The following is a 23156-nucleotide window of genomic DNA, read 5'->3' on the forward strand; positions in this document are numbered from 1 at the left end:
CGAATGAATTCAGATAGTTTTATGAATTTCCTTAGTAGGTATAGACGTCTTGCAGGCGTTAACTGTGAAGAGCGGATGTGTAAAAGATAAATATCCACACATCAACTAGGGTGGCAACGCGGGTAAACTCTCGTCCCTTCTTACTAAGGGATGAGAGTTTTTTTGTGTTGTTTTTTACTTATTTGAAGGAGGTTTGTTGAAAAATGAGCATGCGTGCACCAAGAGGAACCGCCGATATTTTGCCAAATGAGGTAAAAAGGTGGCAATATGTTGAAAGTATTTTAAAGGATATTTGCGATCGATTTAACTATGATGAGATTCGTACTCCTCTATTTGAACATACGGAAGTATTTCAACGTGGAGTAGGGGATTCAACAGACATTGTGCAAAAAGAAATGTATACATTTGAAGACCGTGGAGGCCGGAGTCTTACACTGCGCCCAGAGGGAACGGCTACTGTGGTAAGGGCTTTTGTTGAAAATAAATTATATGGCTCACCAATACAGCCTGTGAAATTATTCTATTTTATGCAATTGTTTCGTTATGAACGACCACAGCAAGGAAGAATGCGCCAATTAAATCAATTTGGTGTGGAAGTATTGGGAAGTGCAGATCCTTCGGTGGATGCAGAGGTAATAGCATTAGCGATGACTTGTTATAAAGAGTTAGGCTTATCATCGCTTAAGCTTGTTCTTAATAGTTTAGGTGATAAAGAAAGTCGTCAAAATCATCGCAAAGCCTTAGTTGAACACTTCTCGCCCTATAAAGACGAGCTTTGTTCAGACTGTCAAAAACGATTGAATCAAAATCCTTTACGTATTTTAGATTGTAAAACGGATCGTGATCATCCTGCAATGAAAACAGCACCGTCTATTTTAGATTATTTAAATGAATATTCAGAGCAATATTTCAATCAAGTAAAAGCATATTTAGATATGATGGAGATCCCTTATGTCATTGATCAAAACCTAGTTCGAGGATTAGATTATTATAATCACACGGCTTTTGAAATAATGAGTGAAGCAGAAGGATTTGGAGCCATCACAACTTTAGCAGGCGGCGGAAGATATAACGGTCTTACTGAAGAATTAGGTGGTCCAAATACACCAGGGATTGGTTTTGCTATGGGCCTTGAACGCCTGTTAATGGCTATTGATGCTGAAAATATTAAACTACCTATAGATAGTAGTGTTGATTGCTTTTTTATAGCTGTTGGAGAAACAGCAGAAAAACAAGCCAGTCAACTTGTTCACAAACTGCGAGTGAACGGAATACAGGTAGATAAGGATTATCAAGGCCGGAAGATGAAGGCGCAATTCAAAGCTGCAGATCGATTAAAAGCTAAGTATGTCATAATTTTAGGTGATAATGAGTTGGAAGATGATATCGTGAACGTTAAAAATATGAAAACAGGCGACCAGACAGAAGTACCGTTGACAGATTTGGTGAAAACAATGCAAGCAGAGCTTTTAGGAGGAAGTCAAAATGAGTGAACGTATATTAGCAGGGACATTAAGTGAGGAGAACGTAGACCAGACGGTGTTACTTAAAGGTTGGGTACAGAAACGGCGTGATTTAGGCGGACTAATCTTTATTGATTTACGAGATAAATCAGGTTTCATTCAAATCGTATTTAATCCGGAAATTTCCTCTGAAGCTTTAGAAATAGCTGAAACACTTAGAAGTGAATATGTAATTGAAGTAAGGGGAACAGTTGTTAAAAGAGAAGAAATAACTGTAAACCCACTAATGGAAACGGGCAATATCGAAGTTATGGTTTCAAGTGTTGATATTTTAAATAAGGCAAAAAATCCACCTTTCCTTATTGAGGATGAAACAGATGTGGCAGAAGATTTACGTTTGAAATATCGCTATATGGATTTGCGTCGTTCATCATTACAGGAAACTTTTAAGCTTAGACACCATACAACGCAAGTAATCCGTAACTTTCTAAATGATGATGGTTTCTTAGAAATGGAAACGCCTATCTTAACAAAAAGTACACCAGAAGGAGCAAGAGACTATCTAGTTCCAAGTCGGGTGCACCCGGGAGAATTCTATGCTCTGCCACAATCTCCGCAACTTTTTAAACAGTTAATTATGATGAGCGGCTTTGAAAAGTATTACCAAATCGCCAGATGTTTCCGCGATGAAGATTTACGTGCTGATCGCCAACCTGAATTTACGCAAATTGATATTGAAACATCCTTTTTATCAAGTGATGAAATCATGGACATGACTGAAAAAATGATGCAAAAGGTCATGAAAGAAGTAAAAGGTCAAGATCTCCGTTTACCTTTGCCACGAATAACCTATAAGGATGCTATGGAACGATTTGGGTCGGATAAACCAGATACACGATTTGGAATGGAATTAATTCACGTATCGGATATTGTTAAAAATTCTAGTTTTAAAGTGTTTCAAAGTGCTATTGAAAATGAAGGTAAGGTTTGTTTGCTTAATGTGAAACAGCAAGCAAATCAGTTCTCTCGTAAGGATATTGATAAATTAACAGAGGATGTAAAGATTTATGGAGCGAAAGGGTTAGCTTGGTTAAAAATTGAAAGTGATGATATGAAAGGTCCAATAGCTAAATTTTTATCTCAAGAAGAAAAAAATGCAATTGCAGAAAAAGCTGAGGCTCAAGAGGGAGATTTATTACTATTTGTAGCCGATAATACAGCAATTGTTTATAATAGCTTAGGTGCACTTCGTTTAAAATTAGGAAAAAAACTAAACTTGATCGATGATTCAAAATTTAATTTCCTATGGGTAACAGATTGGCCACTGCTTGAATATGATGAGATCTTGGGCAGATTTTTTGCTGCTCATCATCCATTCACAAGGCCGGTGGAAGAAGACCTGGATAAATTAGATTCAGATCCTGCAAGTGTTCGTGCAAATGCTTATGACCTTGTTTTAAATGGATATGAACTTGGTGGGGGCTCGCTAAGGAATTATAAACGGAATCAGCAAGACAAAATGTTTGATGTTTTAGGATTTACGAAAGAATCTGCAAATGAACAGTTCGGATTTTTATTAGAAGCTTTAGAATACGGAGCGCCTCCACATGGCGGAATTGCATTAGGATTAGATCGAATTATTATGTTGCTTGCCGGAAGATCAAATTTACGTGATACGATTCTTTTCCCTAAAACCGCATCTGCTTCTGATCTGTTAACAGATGCACCAAGTGAAGTAAGTAAAGAGCAATTAAAAGAACTGTATATCCAGAAAAATGAAAACAAAATGATAAAAGATAATGAATAAGCCACAATGATTGGACTTTTCTAAAAATTAAACTCGATTATATTGAAAATAACATCGGTGTATGATAAACTTTATTTATAATAAAAGAAAAATTAGTCCTGATGTGTTCGTCTATTCAAATCGTTTTGACCGAACACCTAAAAATAAGGGAGCTTGACCGTCTCTATGTTGCGTGCACGCCTTTAGTCAGAGGAAGCATAAAAAATGTAGATCAGGGCACCCACCTGCCGAGAGCGGGTTCAAAGCTGGATACATAGACGGCACAATCGGGATCAATACATAATTAAAAAGCGAACGAAGTTGGCAGTACAGCTAACTTCGTTCGCTTTATTTATTTGATTTATGAACTAGACTCATGCGCTAACTGTTCAAGATTGCCGTTTTTGTCCATCCTAAATGCGGGTGCTTTCATCGCCCCTTGATCATCCAGTACAGTCATTTTTCTAGCTCTATCCATGATTTGTACGAAGGTTTGATAATCTTCTTGGATAGTCGCTAACTTTTCCTCTGTTTTCTCCAATTGTTTTTCTAGGTCACTTATATGATCCTTCAAAAGGGCATTTTCTTTTTGAGCTTCTTCCAATGTCAATTTAGATTGATTTGAATCATTATAATCTTTTTTTAGATCCTTTAAATAATGAATAACTCTATCTAATGTGATAGGTGAGTTTTCTATTAATGCAGATCTATTTTCGCTATCGTTTCCCTTTGTATCATAAACAGATGATAATGATATAACCGGTTGTTTTCTATTTTTTGTTTGTGCAGCCAGTGCGCGTTTTTTCTCCTTACGCTGTCTTTTTGCCAAATCTATAGCACTATCATACTTCCTTCGGACTTCAGCGTTCCAGCGGAAGCCACAAGCTGCGGAAGTTCGGTTTAACTTATCACCAACTTCATCAAAAGCATTTAACTGTGTACTACCTTCTCTAACATGACGTAAGACAGTTTCTGCTAGTAATAAATCATCCTCATGTGACCAAGCGTCTTGTCTAACTTTAACCAATGTACTTCAACTCCTTCTTCTATAGGCGGTAATATAATTAGATAGTTTCAAACTTTAATTCTTGTTTATTATGAATAAAAATCTCTAGTTAATTAATATCTATTATGACCGCTGAAAAAAGAATTATACATTTAGTCTTTTAGTTCTTTTGTTTCTCTTTTTGTTTTTGAATATTATCATAAACTTGTTTAATAGCTTGCTCAAACTTCCCAGTGGCTTTTGGAGAATAATATTTTTTATTTTTTATAGGATCAGGTAAATATTGTTGATCAATCCATCCATTTTCATAATTATGCGGATATTTATAATCAATTCCACGCCCTAATGTTTTTGCTCCATAATAATGACTATCTTTAAGATGTACTGGTATATCACCACTTATACCGTTACGTATATCATGCAATGCTGCATCAAGTGCTTTATAAGCAGTATTTGATTTTGGAGATAAACACAGCTCAATAATAGCTACACTGAGCGGGATGCGTGCTTCAGGAAACCCTAGACGTTCGGCTGCGTCAGCAGCAGCCATTGCGCGTGGCCCCGCTTGAGGATTCGCAAGTCCAATATCTTCATAAGCAATGACAATCATCCGTCGAATAATACTATCTAAATCACCAGCCTCAATTAATCTTCCCAGGTAATGAAGTGCTGCATTCACATCACTGCCACGTATGGATTTTTGAAAAGCTGATAAAACATCATAATGTGCATCACCGTCTTTATCGTGCGAAAAGCTTTTCTTTTGCATACATTCTTCCGCTATTTTAAGATGAATCATAATTTGATTATTTTCGGAAACTGGTGTGGAAGACACTGCAAGTTCTAAACCATTTAAAGCAGCGCGCATATCCCCGGCTGCGCTATGGGAAAAATGATTTAATGCTTCTTCTGTAATAGATATATCTTTCGTACCTAGTCCCTTTGTTTTATCCTTTATGGCACGATCCAAAGCTATTGCAATATCTGCAGCAGTTAATGCATGAAGTTCAAAAAGGTGGCATCTGCTACGAATTGCCGGATTGATAGAATGATATGGATTGCTAGTCGTACAACCAATAAGCGTTATTAAGTTATTTTCTATATGGGGGAGTAAGAAATCCTGTTTCGCCTTATCTAAACGATGAACCTCATCAAGCACCAATACGACTTGTCCAATCATTTTTGCTTCCTCTACGACGATTTCCATATCTTTCTTTTTATCAGCAACTGCATTTAGTATTTTTACAGGAATCTCTAAGCTTTTAGCTAAAGCGATTGCCATCGAAGTTTTTCCAGTTCCGGGCGGCCCAAACAGGATCATGGAAGCTAAACGTTCTGCTTTGACCATTCGGTAAATAATTTTTCCCTCTCCAACTAAATGGGGTTGGCCAATAATTTCATTAACATGCTCAGGTCTCATTCGATAGGCAAGGGGTTTTTGTTTCATGTAAATCGTCCTTTATTTCATTATAGTTTACAATTTAAGCGTACTGATGGAACGGATAAAATGCAAGAAGCATCCTCTTCATGCTATAATATCATGGATTATAGAATAACTGGTAACGATCAATTACAACAATTGATGTATCTAAGATAGAGGTGTTAATATATGAAGATTTCTACTAAAGGACGGTACGGATTAACAATTATGATTGAGCTGGCCAGAAAGTTCGGTGATGGGCCAACATCATTAAAATCAATTGCAAAAGACAATGATTTGTCCGAGCATTATTTGGAGCAGTTAGCAGCACCCTTAAGAAATGCAGGATTAATTAAAAGTATACGCGGAGCTTATGGGGGCTATATTTTAGCAAAAGAGCCTAAAAATATTACAGCTGGTGATATTATTCGTGTATTAGAGGGGCCTATTACCCCGGTTGAAGGTATAGAGAATGAGGAACCTGCCAAACAGGCTTTATGGATGCGAATTCGTGAAGCAGTTAAAGATGTTCTGGATACGACGACATTAAATGATTTAAAACATTATGATGACGCTGAGCCACAAGAAGCTTATATGTTTTATATTTAGACTTTTAATTAAGTAAGGAAAAGGAAGGAAAGGTATTAATGGAACAGATTTATCTTGATCACGCCGCAACAACTCCTATTGACAAGCAAGTTCTTGATGTGATGTATCCTTTATATACAAATGTTTTTGGCAATCCATCCAGTGTTCACTCATTCGGTCGGAAAGCCCGCCAGTATTTGGATGAAGCAAGACGTAATATAGCAAAAAGCATGCATGCTGATGAAAAGGAAATTATTTTTACAAGTGGTGGCACGGAAGCAGATAACCTAGCAATTATAGGTACAGCATTGGCTAACCAACAAAAAGGAAATCATATCATTACAACAACTCAAGAACACCATGCAGCACTTTATACTTCAGAAGCTTTAGAAGAAAAGGGATTTGAAGTAACTTATTTACCTGTAAATAAAGATGGTCAAATTAATATAGAAGATTTGAAAGATGCTCTAACTTCAAATACAATTCTTGTTTCAATTATGTCTGTTAATAATGAAACAGGCATCATTCAACCTATTCAGGAAATTGGAGACCTTTTGCGTGAACATCAAGCATATTTTCATACAGATGCTGTTCAAGCATTTGGTTTATTAGATATGAATATAAAGCAATTAGGTATTGATCTTCTAAGTGCATCATCACATAAAATGAATGGGCCTAAAGGAATAGGATTATTATATGCTAATGAAGATGTAAAATTAAATCCACTACAATATGGAGGAGAGCAAGAAAGAAAACGCCGACCTGGAACTGAAAATGTTATTAGCGCTGTCGGTTTTCAAAAAGCAGTAGAATTGGCAATGAAAAACAAAGAAGAACGTATCCGGAAATATAATCAGTATAAAAATCAATTTCTTTCCATTTTAACGGAAAATGGCGTGAACTATAAAATAAATGGGGCATCAGAAGCAGCGATCGCTTCCATTGTTAATATTAGCTTTCCTGGAACGAATGTAGAGAAACTTCTAACTAACTTTGATTTAGCTGGTATTGCAGCTTCAAGTGGAAGTGCATGTACTGCTGGATCTGTTGAACCCTCTCACGTTTTAACGGCCTTGTATGGCAAAGAAAATGAAAGAACGAGAAATTCAATTCGTTTTAGTTTTGGCATGGCAAATACAACAGAAAATGTAGAGGATGCAGCAAACCGTATAGCAAAAATTATTAAACGATTAACAACATAAAGTGGTGATGATAACATGAAAGCAAAAGAAGATACTCGAGTCGTAGTCGGTATGAGTGGCGGTGTAGATTCATCTGTAGCCGCTTTACTATTAAAGGAGCAAGGCTATGACGTTGTTGGAATTTTTATGAAAAACTGGGATGATACAGATGATCGTGGAATATGTACTGCCACAGAAGATTTTGATGACGTAGTACGTGTTTGCAACCAATTAGAGATCCCTTATTATGCTGTTAATTTTGAAGAACAGTATTGGCATAAGGTATTTACGTATTTTTTAAATGAATATAAAGCTGGCAGAACACCAAACCCTGATGTAATGTGTAATAAAGAGATTAAATTTAAAGCATTTTTAGATCATGCCCTTTCACTTGGGGCTGATTATTTAGCAACAGGGCACTACGCTCAGGTAAGAAATCGTAACGATAAATTTGAAATGCTTCGGGGTGTGGATAAGAATAAAGATCAAACCTATTTTTTAAATCAATTAACAGAAGACGTGTTATCAAAAGTAATGTTCCCACTCGGGCATATGAAAAAGTTAGAGGTAAGGGAAATAGCCAAACGTTACGAACTCGTTACGGCTACTAAAAAAGATAGTACAGGAATATGTTTTATTGGTGAACGTAATTTTAAGGAGTTTTTAGGTGAATATTTACCTGCACAGCCTGGAAAAATGCAAACTTTATCAGGAATTGAAAAAGGCACACATGATGGGTTAATGTACTATACGATTGGACAACGGCAAGGTCTCGGAATTGGCGGATCAGGTGATCCATGGTTTGTTGTCGGAAAAAACGTAAAAGAAAACATCCTATATGTCGAACAAGGTTATACAAATGAAAAATTATATTCTGACGGGTTAGTTGCTTCAGACGTCAATTGGATAAATCAGGAGTCAGTTCAATCCATGTTTCATTGCACTGCAAAATTTCGATATCGTCAAGAAGACTGTGCAGTTACAGTCAATTTGCTTGAAAACGGCAATGTGCGTGTCACTTTCGCTGAGCAACAACGGGCGATTACTCCCGGACAAGCTGTTGTTTTTTATGACGGAGAGGTTTGTTTAGGCGGGGGTACGATTGATCACATCATAAAAGGTGATCAGTATCTTGACTATGTTGGCTAATTTATCAAGATAGAACTATGAACCGCTGACGGCTCTTGCGGTCGTAGTTCTGTAGATGTAAGGGGAATTGAAATGGATAAAAATACAAAAGCGATTCAATTAATGAAAGAGCACAAATATGACGAGGCAGCAAAAATCTTTACAGAAATTATTGATGAAAATCCTCAAGACCCTATAGGCTATATTAATTTTGGAAACTTATTAGTACATGTTCATGATTTTAGTAGGGCAGAGTTATTTTTTGAACGTGCCATTAAATTGGATAAGAATATGGCAACAGCATATTATGGTTTGGGAAATTTATACTTGGAGCAATCTAATTATTCGAAGGCGATTGAAAACCTTCAAGAAGCTATCAAATTAGGGTTAAAAGAATGTGACGTGTATTTTATGTTGGGGATAGCATTCCAGAAACAAGAGCATTATAAACTTGCTCTGCCGTACTTGCTTCGTGCAGTAGAATTAAATCCTGATGATGAGGAAATACTTTTCCAATATGGGCTATCTCTCGCGCAAAGTGAGCATATTTCAGATGCTGCTTCAACTTTTAAAAACGTACTCAAAATAAACCAAGAACATAGCGATGCTCATTATAATTTAGGTGTAATAGCTATTTACAATGATAATCCAACACAAGCACTTCATCATTTCGATCGGGCTTTAATTAACCAACCTGATCATGTACTAGCAGCTAATGGAAAAAAACAAGTAAAAGAATTGCTTGATTCGAATGAAAAGTAAGATAGTGAGGTTTTTTCATGGTACTAAATGGAGAATCCACAAAAAGAATGGATGACGATTATATAAAAGGAGAACTTCTTCATACCATCTTCCATAACGAAAACGAGCATTTTTCAATTGCGAAAATTAGAATACTAGAAACAAATGAGGACTACCAAGAAAAAGAAATAGTTATCAAAGGATATTTCTCCAATTTGCAAATAGGGACGCCATATATATTTTATGGTCAAATTGAAAAACATCCTAAATTTGGTTTGCAATATCATATAGACTCCTATCAAACTTTTATACCAAACACTTCTGATGGATTGGTTGCCTATTTATCAAGTGATTTGTTCTATGGTATAGGTAAAAAAACAGCCGAAAGGATTATAGAAAAATTAGGAGAAAGTGCGATCAGTAAAATATTAAAAAATCCTAATGTATTAGAAGATATTAAAGGCTTAAAAAAAGAAGCAGCAAAAAATTTATCGAAAACGTTACAGGAAAACCAAGGTTTTGAACATGTAGTTGTTCATTTAGCAAAATACGGAGTAGGCCTAAAAATGGCACAAAAAATTTACCAAGAATATAAAGAAGAGGCAATATCTGTGCTAGAAGAAGATCCATATCAATATGTTTTTGATATTGAAGGTTTTGGATTTCAAACAGCTGATAGCATTGCCAAACAAAATGGGCTATCTCTGACACATCCCAACCGAATTGGTGCGGGTTGTATATATATTCTTCAAAAAAGTGTTCAAGATGGGCATGTTTATTTACCGATGGATAACTGTCTGAGCAAAGTCAGGAACTTACTAGTTAATTCTGAGCATGCATTAACAGAGGATGTTATTATTAACCGGTTAAAAGAATTAAATAAAACTAAAACAGTAATTATTTATGAGGAAAAGGTTTATTTGCCATCTCTCTATTATGCAGAGGATGGCTTTGCTTCACACTTAAAACGGATTATTTCAAAACCGATAGAACATGAAACGACTTTAGCTGAATTAATGAAGATAACTGGTGATATTGAAGAAAAAGAGATTTTAAGTTATGGTAATGAGCAATTTACTGCAATTAATAAAGCGCTACATTCCAAAATTATGATTGTAACAGGTGGTCCGGGAACAGGAAAAACAACAGTCGTTAATGGAATTTTAAAGGCATATAGTGTGATTCATGATATTCCAATCGATATGACTACTTATGAAAAGAAGGAAGATTATCCATTCATCTTAACTGCCCCAACTGGGCGTGCTGCAAAACGCTTACATGAGTCAACAGGTATACCATCGGTTACCATTCATCGTTTACTAGGTTGGGATGGGAAAAATGCATTTGAAAAAAATCAAGAAGAACCACTCTCGGGTAAATTTTTAATTGTCGACGAGTTTTCGATGGTAGATATTTGGCTAGCTAACAACTTATTTAAAGCAATACCTGATGATATGCAAGTATTATTAGTTGGAGATGAAGACCAATTACCATCTGTTGGACCAGGTCAGGTACTTTCTGACTTACTTCGAAGTGAATTATTACCTTCTGTCCGTTTAAATGAGGTATACCGTCAACAGGAAGGATCGAAGATAATACAACTCGCTCATCATATTAAAAATGATACTTGCAATCGATCTGAATTAAAAAATGATCAAGATTTCAGTTTTATTCCTTGCCAAGAGCACCATATGATTGATGTTATAACAAAAATATATATAAAAGCTAAAGATAAGGGTATTGATTTAAAAAATATTCAAGTACTTGCACCAATGTATCGTTCACAAGCCGGAATTACAATCATTAATAAATCTTTACAACAATTAATTAACCCTAAAAATTCCAGAAAAAGAGAGAAGAAATTTAATGATGTCACATATCGAGTAGGCGATAAGGTAATTCAATTAGTAAACCAACCTGAAGATGGGGTTTTTAATGGCGATATTGGAGAAATCGTAGCGATATTTGAAGAAGATGAGAATAAAGATCACAAAGAGCAACTGGTTATTTTGTTTGAAGATAAAGAAGTAGCCTATGAACGCAAAGACTACGTGAACTTTATGCATGCCTATTGTATTTCCATCCATAAATCTCAAGGAAGTGAATTTCCAATCGTAATACTGCCTGTTGTAGCAGGCTATAACCGGATGTTAAGAAAGAATTTACTTTATACGGCTATTACAAGAGGAAAACGCTCGTTGATTATTTGTGGTCAGCCAGAAGCCTTCTTACGCGGGGTTCAAACGAAGGATACAAATATAAGGTATACTTCATTGAAACACTTATTAATAGAAAGATTTGATTATCCTGATCAAACACCTAGAATGGATCCGGGTGAAGAGGATATTAGTCCATATGATTTCATGTAAGAATTTTTCCCCATTATGATGTATATTTTTTAAAATTTGGGTAAAACTAGCATAATAATTTAACTTGTATTAGGAGTTGTTATTATGTTGCAATGCCCAAATTGTAAAAGTAAGGATATAGGAAAAATTGGTTCACAACAATTTTATTGTTGGTCTTGTTTCATTGAAATGACAGTGATGGGCAATAAACTAACAGTCCATCAAGTGGAAGCAGACGGCTCTTTGAGTTCATTAAATGATTTATTCACTGAGGATCAAAGAAAAATTAATTAATCCTTAGCAATAAAAACAGATACGATTTTTGCTAAGGAGAGAGAGAGATGTTTAGCAATAACAAAGCAATTAATTTTCTAATATGGAACCTCACTGGAATATTTACGTTTTTATTTATCTATTTGCTCGTAAAACTATTCCCTTTCTACGGAACTGTTTTTTCATTTTTATGGCATTTGTTTTTACCCTTTATTATCGCTTGTTTAATTGCCTATTTACTTTATCCGGTAATTCAGAAAATACATCAGTACAATATACCAAAGGGGTTAGCCATCCTTTTTATTTATATAATATTTTTTGGTGGGTTAGCAGGCATTATTTATAGTGTATATCCAGCTGTTATTCATGAATTAAAAGATCTTAACAAGCATTTACCACATTTAATTCAAATGTATGAGGATTTGATCTATCAATTGTATGAATCTACATCTTTCTTGCCCGAGACGGTTCACAATAAGTTAGATAATCTAATTATTAAACTTGAAACATCTTTAGAAAATTTATTAGAAAAGTTATTAGGTGGCGTTACGAAGATATTTGATCTGATTGTATTTCTTACCGTTATACCTGTCTTAGTATTTTATATTCTTAAAGACTATAATCAAATAAGAAATTTTTTAAAAAACTTTATACCAAAAAAATACCGAAATCAATCAAATAAAGTATTACATGCAATTAATCAAAACTTAGGAAATTATATACGGGGGCAATTGCTTGTTTCTTCATTTGTAAGCTTAGCTACTCTAATAGCATTTCACTTATTGAACATTAAGTATGCTTTATTGTTAGCAATAATCATGGGACTTACAAATATAATACCTTATTTCGGGCCAATAATTGGAGCGATACCCGCAGTTGCCATTACATTGACAATGTCCGGGAAATTAATTATATTAGTTTTACTAGCTATTTTTGTCATTCAGTTAATAGAGAGTAATTTACTGTCACCATATATTGTAGGAAAAAGTATAAATATCCATCCGATTGCGATTATCTTTGCATTATTATTAGGCGGGCAATTAAGTGGAGTAATTGGTATGATATTAGCTGTGCCAATACTAACCATCTTAAATGTCTTGACTAAACACATATGGCAATTTAGACGTGAGCATTGACTTTTTTTTGAAATTTACCTACAATGTTTCATATCTAAAAGGAGATATATATTAAGAAAACCTTTGTATAATTTTAAAACGTTGAAAGTTCTAAGTACATAGATGAATTATTATTTAAAGAGAGGGATTTTCTAAGGCTGCGAAAAATCCTAAATAAGGTTCTATGGAAAGCTAAACTGAAGTACGGCTAATCCCCGTCGGTGTCACACCGTTACGATGCTCAAAGTGATGAACGCATGTAGTTTCGTTCATAAATAGGGTGGTACCGCGACCAAATCTCGTCCCTGCAAGTATATTCGCAGAGAGGAGATTTTTTATTTTTATTAACTAACATATATGTGATTTTATGGAGGTAAAGGAAATGAAAACATTAACATCTTCACAAATTAGGCAGATGTTTTTAGACTTTTTTAAAGAAAAAGGACATCAGATTGAACCAAGTGCATCCCTAGTACCAAAAGAGGACCCTACTTTATTATGGATCAATAGTGGCGTGGCTACACTAAAAAAGTATTTTGATGGTCGAATAATACCAGAGAATCCCCGCATCGTAAATGTACAAAAATCGATTCGGACGAATGATATTGAGAATGTCGGATATACCGCAAGGCACCACACTTTTTTTGAAATGCTAGGTAATTTTTCTATTGGTAACTATTTTAAAAAAGAAGCAATAGAGTGGGCATGGGAATTTCTAACTAGTGATAAATGGATAGGATTTGATCCGGAATTACTTTCCGTAACGGTACATCCTGAAGATGATGAGGCATTTGATATCTGGCTTAAAGATATTCAATTGCCTGAAGAACGCATTATACGATTAGAAGAAAATTTTTGGGATATTGGCGAGGGACCAAGTGGCCCAAACACTGAAATATTCTATGATCGCGGGGAAGTTTATGGAAATGATAAAGGGAATCCGGAATTATATCCTGGCGGGGAAAATGAACGATACTTAGAAATTTGGAATTTAGTTTTTTCTCAATATAATCATAATCCGGATGATACATATACTCCCCTACCAAAAAAGAATATAGATACAGGTATGGGACTTGAGCGAATTGTATCTGTTATTCAAGATGTACCTACTAATTTTGAAACAGACTTATTTTTGCCAATTATTCATCAAACCGAGAAGCTAGCCCAAAAAAAATATGGCAAAGATCGCCAAGATGATACAGCCTATAAAGTTATTGCTGATCATATAAGAACAGTAACTTTTGCGATTGGTGACAGTGCGCTTCCATCCAATGAAGGAAGGGGCTATGTATTAAGGAGATTAATTCGACGTGCGGTGCGTTTTGCTAAGCAGATCGGAATTGACAAACCATTTATGTATAAGCTAGTAGCTACTGTGGGAGAAATAATGAAGGATCCCTATCCGGAAATCAGCAAGAAAAAAGAATATATTGAAAATATTATTAAACATGAGGAAGAACGATTTCATGAAACACTACATGCTGGATTAGAAATATTAGAATCCATCTTAGAAAGAGAAAAAAAGAACGGGAAAACTATTTTTCCTGGCGTGGAAGTGTTCCGACTCTATGATACGTATGGATTTCCGAAAGAGCTGACAGAGGAGTATGTCGCTGAACATGGTTTTTCCATCGATAAGGCAGGTTTCCAGGAAGAAATGGAAAAACAGCGGGAGCGAGCAAGGAATGCACGCCAGCAAGTTGATTCCATGCACGTACAAGATGAACTGTTAGGTGATCTTGAAGTAGAAAGTAAGTTTATTGGGTATAGTCAACAAGAAACAAACACGGTTATATCGACAATTATTACCAATCAACAAATTACAAATTCTGCTGATGAGGAAGAAGAAGCATACATTATATTACAAGAAACTCCTTTCTATGCAGAGAGTGGTGGACAAATTGGCGATCAAGGATGGATTTATACTGATCATGCTGCTGCTTATGTAAAAGATGTGCAAATAGCACCAGAAGGACAACATATTCATCGTGTAAAAATAACAGAAGGAAGATTGCAAACAGATGATAAAGTAACCGCAATTGTAGAGAAAGAATTTCGAAATGGAGTGGTGAAAAATCATACAGCAACACATCTACTTCATCAAGCGCTCAAAGATGTATTAGGAGAGCATGTAAATCAAGCAGGTTCGCTTGTAAGACCTGATCGCCTACGATTTGATTTTACTCATTTTGGAACGGTTCAAACAGATGAATTAGAACGTATTGAGCAAATCGTTAATGGGAAAATTTGGGATTCGTTGTCACTTATTATTGATCGAAAACAGATAGAAGAAGCTAAAGCGATGGGAGCAATGGCTTTATTCGGAGAAAAATATGACAGTATTGTCCGCGTTGTTCAAATTGGTGATTACAGTATTGAATTATGTGGAGGATGTCACGTACAAAACACTGCTGAAATAGGGTTATTTAAGATTATCAGTGAAAGTGGAATTGGAGCTGGGACAAGAAGAATTGAGGCTGTTACAAGTAAGAATGCATATAAGTATGTTAATGAAAAGTTACATTTGCTACAAACATCTGCGCAACTTTTAAAAGTAAAAGAAGAAAATATTCCAGATCGGCTTCATAGTCTGTTTATCGAAATGAAAGAGGTACAAAAAGAAAATGAATCTTTAAATTCAAAATTAGCTAATATGGAAGCCTCTACAATATTAGATCAAACAAAAACAATAAACGATGTACAAGTACTAGCACAAAAAGTTCAAGCAAAAGACATGAATCAACTCCGTAAGATGGTAGACGATTTAAAACAAAAGATGGGTTCAGGCGTTATCTTACTAGCGGCTGAAAACAATCAAAAAGTACAGTTGGCTTCTGGTATATCCAAAGACTTAATTGACCGCGGATTTCATGCTGGTAAACTCATTAAACATGCAGCACAAGTTTGCGGCGGGGGTGGCGGAGGCCGTCCAGACATGGCACAGGCAGGAGGAAAAAATCCTCAAAAAATTAATGAGGCATTAAATGCAGTTAAAGAATATGTGGAAAATAAATAACCTTCTTCAGTGAGTAGCTTAATTACTTGGTTTAATAGGAAAAGTTTGTATTCTATTCTTCAAATATATATATTAATTCGCGTAAACATGTTAGAATAATGGGAGAATGCAAAGCTTGAAATGAGGTGTCACTATGGGATCTATTGATAAAACGATGAAATTTAATTTTTCAGAAGACCCGTTTGATGAAGATATTAAAGAGATTCTTTTTACTGTCCATGAAGCATTGAAAGAAAAAGGGTATAATCCCATTAATCAGATTGTAGGTTACTTATTATCAGGCGACCCTGCTTATATCCCAAGGTATAGAGATGCTCGTAATTTAATCCGTAAAGTCGAACGTGATGAAGTGATTGAAGAATTAGTGAAATTTTATTTAGAACAGCAAAAGGAAAAATAAATGAAAATAATTGGGTTAGATGTTGGATCAAAAACAATTGGAGTAGCTATAAGCGATGCACTTGGCTGGACTGCCCAAGGGCTTACAACGATCAAATGGGATGAGAATGATATACATTCAGCAGATGAAACATTAAAGAAAATCATATTGGAACATGAAATTGGGAAAGCTGTTATAGGGTTGCCTAAAAATATGAATGGCACAATTGGAGAACGCGGCACAGCTTCACAACTCTATGCAGAACATGTGAAAAACACGCATCACATCCCAGTCGTGCTATGGGACGAGCGGTTATCAACAATAGCTGCTGAGAGAGTATTATTAGAAGCAGACATGAGTAGAAATAAAAGAAAAAAAGTGATTGATAAAGTTGCTGCGGCTGTAATATTACAAGGGTATCTCGATCAAAAAGGATAAAGGGGTGAAATGATGTCACTTGAAGAAAAAGAACGAATTATCATTCCGGATGAAAATGGTGAAGAACATTTATTTGAAGTATTATTTACATTTGATGTGGATGAAACCAAACAATCGTATATTGCATTAGTTCCCGCTGAGCAACAAGATGATGAAGAAGTAGAAGTTTATGCTTTCAGGTACGAAGAAAAGGATAATGATGATAATGATTTATCACTTCTTCCTATAGAATCTGATGAAGAGTGGGATATAGTTGAAGAAATGCTTCACACATTAGCAGAAGAACAAGATATAGAGTAATATAGTAATATGGAATATTACTTGAATGAATAAATAGATTTAGCTGATGTCAGCAAAAGGCATCAGCCTTTTCCTTATCTTACATAGGTACAGCTATTAAATAAATAATGATTACCCCTTCAAACATCGTGATTTTATTCTGGCTTATCTTTTCCTTTTTTAGTATAATAGACCAGATGATAGAGGGGGGGATGCTGTTTGTCGAAGAAAAAAAAAGACAAACATTGATAAAAACAGCCTAATCACTCGAATAGAAGAAATTAAAACAGTACGTAAAATAGTAGGTATTATTATTATAGCTTTGGTTGTAATACTTACTATTGGAAGTATATCAGGTTTTCTATATGTAAAATCTGCCTTAAAACCTGTAGACCCGGATAGTACAAAAAAGATCAAAGTTGAAATACCAATGGGATCATCAACTTCTGATATTGCTAAAATTTTAGAGGATAAAGGCATTATAAAAGATAGTCGTGTTTTCCGCTTTTATATAAAATTTAAAAATGAATCAGAATTTCAAGCTGGAAATTATACACTTACACAAGATTTATCAATCGATGAAGTTATAAAGTCTCTTAAAAGCGGTAAGGTTAAAAAAGAACCTATTTATACCGTAACAATACCAGAAGGTAAATCAATCGAACAAATGGCTAAGATTTTTTCCAGTAAATTAGGATTTAAAAAGAAAGCGTTTATAGATAAAATGAAAGATCAAGCTTATATAGAGAAGTTAATGGATCGTTATCCAAAACTTTTAACGGAAGACATTTTAAATCCTGATATTAGATTTCCTTTAGAAGGTTATTTATTTGCTGCAACTTATAACTTTTATGAAGAGGAACCGACAGTCGAAGCTGTTATTGACAAAATGCTTAAAAAATCGAATGAAGTAATAACGCCACATCTTAATGATATTAAAAAGCAAAATCTTACTGTTCATGAGGCAGTTACAATGGCGTCATTGATTGAAAATGAATCAGCAACAAAAAAACAACGAAAAAAAATAGCTGGAGTATTTTATAACCGTTTGGAGGATGAAATGAAACTGCAAACAGACCCGACGGTTCTCTATGCGTTAGGGAAGCATAAAGACAAGGTTTTATTAAAAGATTTAGAAGTTGATTCACCTTATAATACGTACCAGATAAAAAACCTTCCAATTGGACCAATATCAAATTTCTCAGAAAACTCATTTGAAGCGACAATACATCCGGAAGATACAGATTATAAGTATTTTTTGCATGATGAAAATGGAAACATTCATTATGCTAAAACACATAAAGAACATGTAAAATTAAAAGAAAAATATATTAAATAAGCATTTCAGGAAGTGTGATTCTCTTTTCACATTTCCCGTTTTTTTGAACATATTTAAAATATGAGTCAGTAGGAAATTAACGGAATATAGTATAAATGAGGCTAAGAGTGAGATGGATGAATATTTATTACACTATATAAGTAAAACTTTGCCCGCAAAAGCAGAGTGGGTAAAGGAAATTGAAAAAAAGGCAAAAGAAGATAACGTACCAATAATGGACGAAATCAGTATTGAATTTCTTATGCAATTAATAAGATTATCGAAACCAAATAAAATACTGGAAATAGGATCAGCGATCGGTTATTCAGCATTACGCATGCAAGAAGCATATCCAAAAACTAAAATAACTACGATTGAACGAGATGAGAATCGTGTGCAGCAGGCAATTAAAAATATTGAAAAAAGCCATCAGTCAGACAACATACATGTCATACATGGTGATGCATTAAATGAAATAAATAATTTGGCGGCGAGAAATGAACAATTTGATGTGATTTTCATTGATGCTGCTAAAGGACAATATAAACGTTTTTTTTGAGCTATCTAGTTCACTTATAAAGCCAACAGGACTCATTATAACAGACAATGTATTGTTTAAAGGTCTAGTAGCTAATCCAAATAGGGGATCATCAAGACTAGATAAAATTGCAAAAAAAATTCATGCTTATAACGAATGGCTTGTAAACCATCATAATTTCACAACTTCTATTGTTCCGATCGGAGATGGCGTTGCTATTAGTATTAAAAAATAGAGGGGGATCCGGCATCATGCAGAAAAAGCCAGTCGTTATTGGTGTTGCAGGTGGAAGTGGAAGTGGTAAGACATCTGTTACACGCTCTATATGCCGACGTTTTTCCGATAAGACAATTCTTGTAATTGAACAGGATTATTATTATAAAAATCAAAGTCATCTGCCGTTTGAGGAAAGATTAAACACGAATTATGATCACCCACTAGCATTTGATAATGATTTATTAATACAACATATTCATGCATTATTGAATCAAAAACCTGTAGAAAAACCCGTATACGACTATAAGACCCATACACGCTCCAATAAAGTCATTCCAGTGGAGCCAAAAGAAGTTATCATCTTAGAAGGAATACTTATATTAGAAGATCCACGTTTGGTTGATTTAATGGATATCAAAGTGTTTGTTGATACGGATGCAGATTTAAGGATTATAAGACGTCTGGAAAGGGATATAAAAGAACGTGGTAGAAATTTAGATTCCGTTATCGACCAATATATAAACAGTGTCAGACCGATGCATCTACAATTTGTAGAGCCAACTAAACGTTATGCTGATATCATTATTCCCGAAGGCGGACAAAATCAGGTTGCGATTGACATTATGGCAACCAAAATAGAAACAATCTTATTAAAAAATCGCACAAAATAGCAATTTGAAAAAAGGGATTGAAAATTTTAAAAAAATCTGCCATAGTAATGGTTAGCGAATTTGAATGATATATTATAGACAACAATACTTTTTCTCAGCAAACATTCATTGGTTGCTATATAGTCTATTGGAGAGAATTTTTACTTAAATGTTTTAAAATTGGTTTATTATACTATATAACTAAAGGAGTTGTTTTCGATGGCAATAGAAAAAAGTTATTATATGACACAAGAGGGGAAAGAAAAATTAGAGGAAGAGCTACATTACTTGAAAACTGAAAAACGACAAGAAGTTGTTGAACGCATAAAAATAGCTCGTGACTTTGGAGATCTATCGGAAAACTCTGAGTATGATGCAGCAAAAGATGAACAAGCTTTTGTGGAAACCCGTATCTCTCAAGTAGAAAAAATGATCCGTAACGCAGTAATCATAGAGAATGATAATGAGAATCCTGACATTGTCTCTTTAGGAAAATCGGTAACATTTACAGAATTACCAAACGGAGAAGAGGAAACATATACAATTGTAGGAAGTGCGGAAGCAGATCCTTTTTCAGGTAAGATATCAAATGATTCACCAATGGCAAAAAGCTTGCTTGGCCAAGGAAAAGGGGACGAAGTAACTGTTTCTACTCCTGGTGGAGAAATTCAAGTGAAAATTATAAGTGTTAATTAAGCTGAAAGTATACAGCAAAAGGGCAGAGAAAGTTTCTTCTGCCTTTTTTTATGTAACTTTAACATGTAGGTTAGGTATTTTATGAAAGAATTAAGCTTTAAATTTACAAATAAGCCCAGTTCATATAATATAGTAAACGGAGGTGGAGAAAATAGTGAATGCTGAAAGAAAAGATTCTCGTATCGATAAATTTGAGAAACGCAGAAAAACTACTAAATCAATTACATTATTGATCATAATAGGGGCTGCTCTTATTATTCTTTTACTGTTCATATGGATTTTTGGGGGAAGCGATAAAGAATCGGAAGTCCCTGATGAAGCATCTAATGAAATTCAACGTAATGATAATGAATCAAACGATTTAATAATTGAAGATGACACAGATGAGGACGTTAAAGAGGAAAAAGATACAAATAATAATGAAAAAGAAGCAATAAATGAAGATAAAGATAAAGAAAAAGATAGCGAAGAAAAGAATAAAGATAAAAAGGAAGAAGAGGAAGAAGATAAGGATGCAGAAAAAAACCATGAAGTAGAAACGGAACAGGTAGAGTCACCAGATGATAATGTATCGAAAGCCTATAAAGGTGACTGGAAACCTATTGAAACAGAGCAATCAGGCCAGCATACGACAAATTACGATGATGAAAGTCAGGACCGGAAAGAAATGGAAAAAGCGATTAAATCAGTAACAGGCTTGGATGATGATATGATTTTATGGTGGGTCGGAAATGACGGCGATCAACAAAAAGTGGTTGCTACAGTATCCCCTTCTGATAATTCCAAAACCTATCGCGTCTACCTATCTTGGATTGATAATAATGGCTGGAAGCCAACAAAGGTTGAGGAATTAAAAGTAAATGATAAAAGATAACAAAGCAACTGGAGGGAAAAATAGTGACCATTGGGATTATTGGTGCAATGGATGAAGAAATTGCACTCTTATTAGAAAATATGGAAAATCAAAAAGAGATTTCCGTAGCTAATTGTTTATTTGTTCAAGGTACAATGTTTAATAAGGATATTGTGTTATTAAAATCAGGTATTGGCAAAGTAAATGCTGCTATGTCTACAACAATTATGCATGAGCGTTTCACGCCTTCGCATGTTATCAACACTGGATCAGCTGGAGGTTTTGCAGAACAGCTAGAAGTCGGCGATGTTGTCATTTCTAGTCAAGTAGTTCATCATGATGTTGATGCTACTGCATTTAATTATAAATATGGACAAGTACCTGGTATGCCGGAAACGTACACGGCAGATGCAACATTAATTACGAAAGCCAAAAACGCCGTAGAAGAAATGGGAATTAATTTTTCCGAGGGCATGATTGCCACAGGAGATTCGTTTATGGAAGATCCTGCACGCGTAGCTTTGATAAATAGTAAATTTCCCACAATGATTGCTGCTGAAATGGAAGCTGCAGCAATAGCACAAGTTTGTTACCAATTTGACAAACCATTTGTTGTTATACGTGCGCTATCCGATATTGCAGGTAAACAATCTTCTATCACATTTGATGAATTTTTGGACGAAGCAGCTGCAAATGCGGCAAAAATCATCATATCTATGATCAAATATTTGTGATATAAATTTCCGTGCGTTGCTTTATTCAAAGTATATGATTCAAAGAGAATTTAGCTAATGAGAAAATTAAAATGTTCATTAAAAAAATGAGCGGGGAATATATCATACAACCCACGCTCATTTTTATGTTCTATTCTTTATGCTCATCTCGATAATAGGCACGAAATACCTTCATTAAAGCTCTCTTTTCAATACGTGATACATAACTTCTAGATATATTTAATTTTTTAGATATCTCACGTTGCGTCATTTCTTTAGAATCATTCAAACCATAACGATAAATAATAACTTCTCTTTCCCGATCATCAAGAATTGAAAAATAATCACTCATTTTTTCTATTTCAATATTTAATTGAATATATTCGATAATGTCTTCATTCTCTGCCTCTAAAATATCAATTAAGCTAATTTCATTTCCTTCTTTATCTTGCCCAATCGGATCATGTAAGGAAACATCTTTTTTTACTTTCTTTAACGCGCGTAAATGCATTAAAATTTCATTCTCAATACACCGGGCAGCATAAGTAGCAAGTTTTGTTCCTTTACCAGCTTTAAAACTTTCTACTCCTTTAATTAAACCAATTGTTCCGATGGAAATCAAATCCTCTACATCTTCTCCTGTGTTTTCGAACTTTTTTACAATATGCGCTACTAATCGTAAATTATGTTCAATTAGCTTATTCCGTGCGTCTGCATCACCACCCTGCATTTGACTAATGTATTTTGCTTCATCCTCTTTAGAAAGTGGTTGTGGAAATGCGTGGTTTTTCACGTAGGACACAAAAAAAAGTGCCTCTTTTATTAATAAACCAAGAACAGTTAAAATTCCGGACAAACACATACACCTCCTCAAATGCTGGTTAGGCTTTTGCCTATACAACATTTCTATGAGTATATAGTGTAAATTGTGTCTGTCCCTAACTTTTTAATGAAAAAAGTGACTTCTTTAAAAGTCACTTTATTTACTTCTTAGTGCGCCCAGCATGGGCT

23 protein-coding genes, 1 other RNA gene and 2 other annotated features (1 of these 26 running past the window's edge) are annotated in these 23156 nt (G+C 34.7%); of the genes, 21 read left to right on the forward strand and 3 right to left on the reverse strand.

Going from position 1 to position 23156, the window contains the following annotated elements:
- Window positions 1–141 (forward strand) — a binding site (T-box leader) (it extends 115 nt beyond the left edge of the window).
- 62 nt (window positions 142–203) lie between these two features.
- The 3 genes from hisS to ssrS all read left to right on the forward strand — a co-directional run bounded on the left by hisS (window position 204) and on the right by ssrS (window position 3547).
- Window positions 204–1493: a histidine--tRNA ligase gene (hisS, locus tag GZ63_RS0110145; RefSeq protein ID WP_029269195.1), complete on the forward strand. Its 1290-nt coding sequence runs from the start codon at window positions 204–206 to the stop codon at window positions 1491–1493.
- On the forward strand, window positions 1486–3270 hold the full coding sequence (gene aspS, locus GZ63_RS0110150; protein ID WP_029269197.1) for an aspartate--tRNA ligase: 1785 nt from the start codon (window positions 1486–1488) through the stop codon (window positions 3268–3270). The genes hisS and aspS overlap by 8 nt, the downstream gene beginning before the upstream one ends.
- Before the next feature lie 92 nt (window positions 3271–3362).
- Window positions 3363–3547: non-coding RNA, 6S RNA (ssrS, locus tag GZ63_RS17440), on the forward strand.
- Between the two features lie 63 nt (window positions 3548–3610).
- Here the strand turns inward: ssrS and GZ63_RS0110155 are convergent.
- Window positions 3611–4276 carry an RsfA family transcriptional regulator gene (locus tag GZ63_RS0110155; protein ID WP_029269199.1) on the reverse strand — a complete coding sequence of 222 codons (666 nt, stop codon included), beginning with the start codon at window positions 4274–4276 and terminating at the stop codon, window positions 3611–3613.
- A 139-nt stretch (window positions 4277–4415) separates the two neighbouring features.
- On the reverse strand, window positions 4416–5702 hold the full coding sequence (locus tag GZ63_RS0110160; protein WP_029269201.1) for a replication-associated recombination protein A: 1287 nt from the start codon (window positions 5700–5702) through the stop codon (window positions 4416–4418).
- Window positions 5703–5864: 162 nt separating this feature from the next.
- Here GZ63_RS0110160 and cymR point away from each other — a divergent pair, with 162 nt between their 5' ends.
- The 18 genes from cymR (at window position 5865) to mtnN (ending at window position 22166) form a co-directional block, all read left to right on the forward strand.
- The gene (cymR, locus tag GZ63_RS0110165; protein ID WP_029269203.1) at window positions 5865–6284 is read left to right on the forward strand and encodes a cysteine metabolism transcriptional regulator CymR; all 420 of its coding nucleotides are present in this window, start codon (window positions 5865–5867) and stop codon (window positions 6282–6284) included.
- 38 nt (window positions 6285–6322) lie between these two features.
- The gene (locus GZ63_RS0110170) at window positions 6323–7465 is read left to right on the forward strand and encodes a cysteine desulfurase family protein (protein WP_029269205.1); all 1143 of its coding nucleotides are present in this window, start codon (window positions 6323–6325) and stop codon (window positions 7463–7465) included.
- A 15-nt stretch (window positions 7466–7480) separates the two neighbouring features.
- Complete coding sequence (gene mnmA, locus GZ63_RS0110175; RefSeq protein ID WP_029269207.1) at window positions 7481–8593, forward strand: tRNA 2-thiouridine(34) synthase MnmA; 1113 nt, start codon at window positions 7481–7483, stop codon at window positions 8591–8593.
- A gap of 72 nt (window positions 8594–8665) precedes the next feature.
- Window positions 8666–9334, forward strand: a complete 669-nt coding sequence (locus GZ63_RS0110180; RefSeq protein WP_029269209.1) for a tetratricopeptide repeat protein — start codon at window positions 8666–8668, stop codon at window positions 9332–9334.
- Window positions 9335–9351: 17 nt separating this feature from the next.
- Complete coding sequence (gene recD2, locus GZ63_RS0110185; RefSeq protein ID WP_051681459.1) at window positions 9352–11682, forward strand: SF1B family DNA helicase RecD2; 2331 nt, start codon at window positions 9352–9354, stop codon at window positions 11680–11682.
- 84 nt (window positions 11683–11766) lie between these two features.
- Entirely contained in the window at window positions 11767–11955 is a 189-nt protein-coding gene (locus tag GZ63_RS0110190) for a hypothetical protein (protein ID WP_029269213.1), read from the forward strand.
- A gap of 47 nt (window positions 11956–12002) precedes the next feature.
- Window positions 12003–13070 carry an AI-2E family transporter gene (locus tag GZ63_RS0110195; protein ID WP_029269215.1) on the forward strand — a complete coding sequence of 356 codons (1068 nt, stop codon included), beginning with the start codon at window positions 12003–12005 and terminating at the stop codon, window positions 13068–13070.
- A gap of 72 nt (window positions 13071–13142) precedes the next feature.
- Window positions 13143–13359: a binding site (T-box leader), on the forward strand.
- Between the two features lie 72 nt (window positions 13360–13431).
- Window positions 13432–16065: an alanine--tRNA ligase gene (gene alaS, locus GZ63_RS0110200; RefSeq protein WP_029269217.1), complete on the forward strand. Its 2634-nt coding sequence runs from the start codon at window positions 13432–13434 to the stop codon at window positions 16063–16065.
- A 133-nt stretch (window positions 16066–16198) separates the two neighbouring features.
- Window positions 16199–16465 carry an IreB family regulatory phosphoprotein gene (locus GZ63_RS0110205; protein ID WP_029269219.1) on the forward strand — a complete coding sequence of 89 codons (267 nt, stop codon included), beginning with the start codon at window positions 16199–16201 and terminating at the stop codon, window positions 16463–16465.
- Entirely contained in the window at window positions 16466–16882 is a 417-nt protein-coding gene (gene ruvX / locus GZ63_RS0110210) for a Holliday junction resolvase RuvX (protein ID WP_029269221.1), read from the forward strand.
- 12 nt (window positions 16883–16894) lie between these two features.
- Window positions 16895–17182, forward strand: a complete 288-nt coding sequence (locus tag GZ63_RS0110215; protein ID WP_029269223.1) for a DUF1292 domain-containing protein — start codon at window positions 16895–16897, stop codon at window positions 17180–17182.
- Window positions 17183–17483: 301 nt separating this feature from the next.
- Window positions 17484–18500, forward strand: a complete 1017-nt coding sequence (gene mltG / locus GZ63_RS0110220; protein ID WP_404814846.1) for an endolytic transglycosylase MltG — start codon at window positions 17484–17486, stop codon at window positions 18498–18500.
- A 112-nt stretch (window positions 18501–18612) separates the two neighbouring features.
- Window positions 18613–19038, forward strand: coding sequence for an O-methyltransferase (locus tag GZ63_RS16645; RefSeq protein ID WP_318842373.1), 426 nt, complete (start codon window positions 18613–18615; stop codon window positions 19036–19038).
- Window positions 19004–19252 (forward strand): O-methyltransferase, encoded by a 249-nt coding sequence (locus GZ63_RS18705; RefSeq protein ID WP_318842375.1) that lies wholly within the window; start codon window positions 19004–19006, stop codon window positions 19250–19252. The genes GZ63_RS16645 and GZ63_RS18705 overlap by 35 nt, the downstream gene beginning before the upstream one ends.
- Window positions 19253–19268: 16 nt before the next feature.
- Window positions 19269–19904 carry a uridine kinase gene (udk, locus tag GZ63_RS0110230; protein WP_029269227.1) on the forward strand — a complete coding sequence of 212 codons (636 nt, stop codon included), beginning with the start codon at window positions 19269–19271 and terminating at the stop codon, window positions 19902–19904.
- Window positions 19905–20102: 198 nt separating this feature from the next.
- The gene (gene greA / locus GZ63_RS0110235) at window positions 20103–20579 is read left to right on the forward strand and encodes a transcription elongation factor GreA (RefSeq protein ID WP_029269229.1); all 477 of its coding nucleotides are present in this window, start codon (window positions 20103–20105) and stop codon (window positions 20577–20579) included.
- Window positions 20580–20733: 154 nt separating this feature from the next.
- Window positions 20734–21453 (forward strand): YrrS family protein, encoded by a 720-nt coding sequence (locus GZ63_RS0110240; RefSeq protein WP_029269231.1) that lies wholly within the window; start codon window positions 20734–20736, stop codon window positions 21451–21453.
- 23 nt (window positions 21454–21476) lie between these two features.
- Window positions 21477–22166 carry a 5'-methylthioadenosine/S-adenosylhomocysteine nucleosidase gene (gene mtnN, locus GZ63_RS0110245; RefSeq protein ID WP_029269233.1) on the forward strand — a complete coding sequence of 230 codons (690 nt, stop codon included), beginning with the start codon at window positions 21477–21479 and terminating at the stop codon, window positions 22164–22166.
- 130 nt (window positions 22167–22296) lie between these two features.
- Here the strand turns inward: mtnN and sigK are convergent, their stop codons facing one another.
- The gene (gene sigK, locus GZ63_RS0110250; protein WP_029269235.1) at window positions 22297–23001 is read right to left on the reverse strand and encodes an RNA polymerase sporulation sigma factor SigK; all 705 of its coding nucleotides are present in this window, start codon (window positions 22999–23001) and stop codon (window positions 22297–22299) included.
- Window positions 23002–23156: the final 155 nt, after the last annotated feature.

This window comes from Virgibacillus alimentarius (assembly GCF_000709085.1).
GTDB lineage: Bacteria > Bacillota > Bacilli > Bacillales > Amphibacillaceae > Virgibacillus_B > Virgibacillus_B alimentarius.

What these genes read in the sequence shown, in the direction of transcription:
- ruvX (WP_029269221.1), top strand. Translation starts at nt 16,466, where the DNA reads ATGAAAATAATTGGGTTAGATGTTGGATCAAAAACAATTGGAGTAGCT.
- recD2 (WP_051681459.1), top strand. Translation starts at nt 9,352, where the DNA reads ATGGTACTAAATGGAGAATCCACAAAAAGAATGGATGACGATTATATA.
- cymR (WP_029269203.1), top strand. Translation starts at nt 5,865, where the DNA reads ATGAAGATTTCTACTAAAGGACGGTACGGATTAACAATTATGATTGAG.
- aspS (WP_029269197.1), top strand. Translation starts at nt 1,486, where the DNA reads ATGAGTGAACGTATATTAGCAGGGACATTAAGTGAGGAGAACGTAGAC.
- GZ63_RS0110180 (WP_029269209.1), top strand. Translation starts at nt 8,666, where the DNA reads ATGGATAAAAATACAAAAGCGATTCAATTAATGAAAGAGCACAAATAT.
- udk (WP_029269227.1), top strand. Translation starts at nt 19,269, where the DNA reads ATGCAGAAAAAGCCAGTCGTTATTGGTGTTGCAGGTGGAAGTGGAAGT.
- alaS (WP_029269217.1), top strand. Translation starts at nt 13,432, where the DNA reads ATGAAAACATTAACATCTTCACAAATTAGGCAGATGTTTTTAGACTTT.
- mnmA (WP_029269207.1), top strand. Translation starts at nt 7,481, where the DNA reads ATGAAAGCAAAAGAAGATACTCGAGTCGTAGTCGGTATGAGTGGCGGT.
- GZ63_RS0110205 (WP_029269219.1), top strand. Translation starts at nt 16,199, where the DNA reads ATGGGATCTATTGATAAAACGATGAAATTTAATTTTTCAGAAGACCCG.
- GZ63_RS0110160 (WP_029269201.1), bottom strand. Translation starts at nt 5,702, where the DNA reads ATGAAACAAAAACCCCTTGCCTATCGAATGAGACCTGAGCATGTTAAT.
- GZ63_RS0110215 (WP_029269223.1), top strand. Translation starts at nt 16,895, where the DNA reads ATGTCACTTGAAGAAAAAGAACGAATTATCATTCCGGATGAAAATGGT.
- hisS (WP_029269195.1), top strand. Translation starts at nt 204, where the DNA reads ATGAGCATGCGTGCACCAAGAGGAACCGCCGATATTTTGCCAAATGAG.
- GZ63_RS16645 (WP_318842373.1), top strand. Translation starts at nt 18,613, where the DNA reads ATGGATGAATATTTATTACACTATATAAGTAAAACTTTGCCCGCAAAA.
- GZ63_RS0110190 (WP_029269213.1), top strand. Translation starts at nt 11,767, where the DNA reads ATGTTGCAATGCCCAAATTGTAAAAGTAAGGATATAGGAAAAATTGGT.
- GZ63_RS0110170 (WP_029269205.1), top strand. Translation starts at nt 6,323, where the DNA reads ATGGAACAGATTTATCTTGATCACGCCGCAACAACTCCTATTGACAAG.
- greA (WP_029269229.1), top strand. Translation starts at nt 20,103, where the DNA reads ATGGCAATAGAAAAAAGTTATTATATGACACAAGAGGGGAAAGAAAAA.
- GZ63_RS0110195 (WP_029269215.1), top strand. Translation starts at nt 12,003, where the DNA reads ATGTTTAGCAATAACAAAGCAATTAATTTTCTAATATGGAACCTCACT.
- GZ63_RS18705 (WP_318842375.1), top strand. Translation starts at nt 19,004, where the DNA reads ATGCTGCTAAAGGACAATATAAACGTTTTTTTTGAGCTATCTAGTTCA.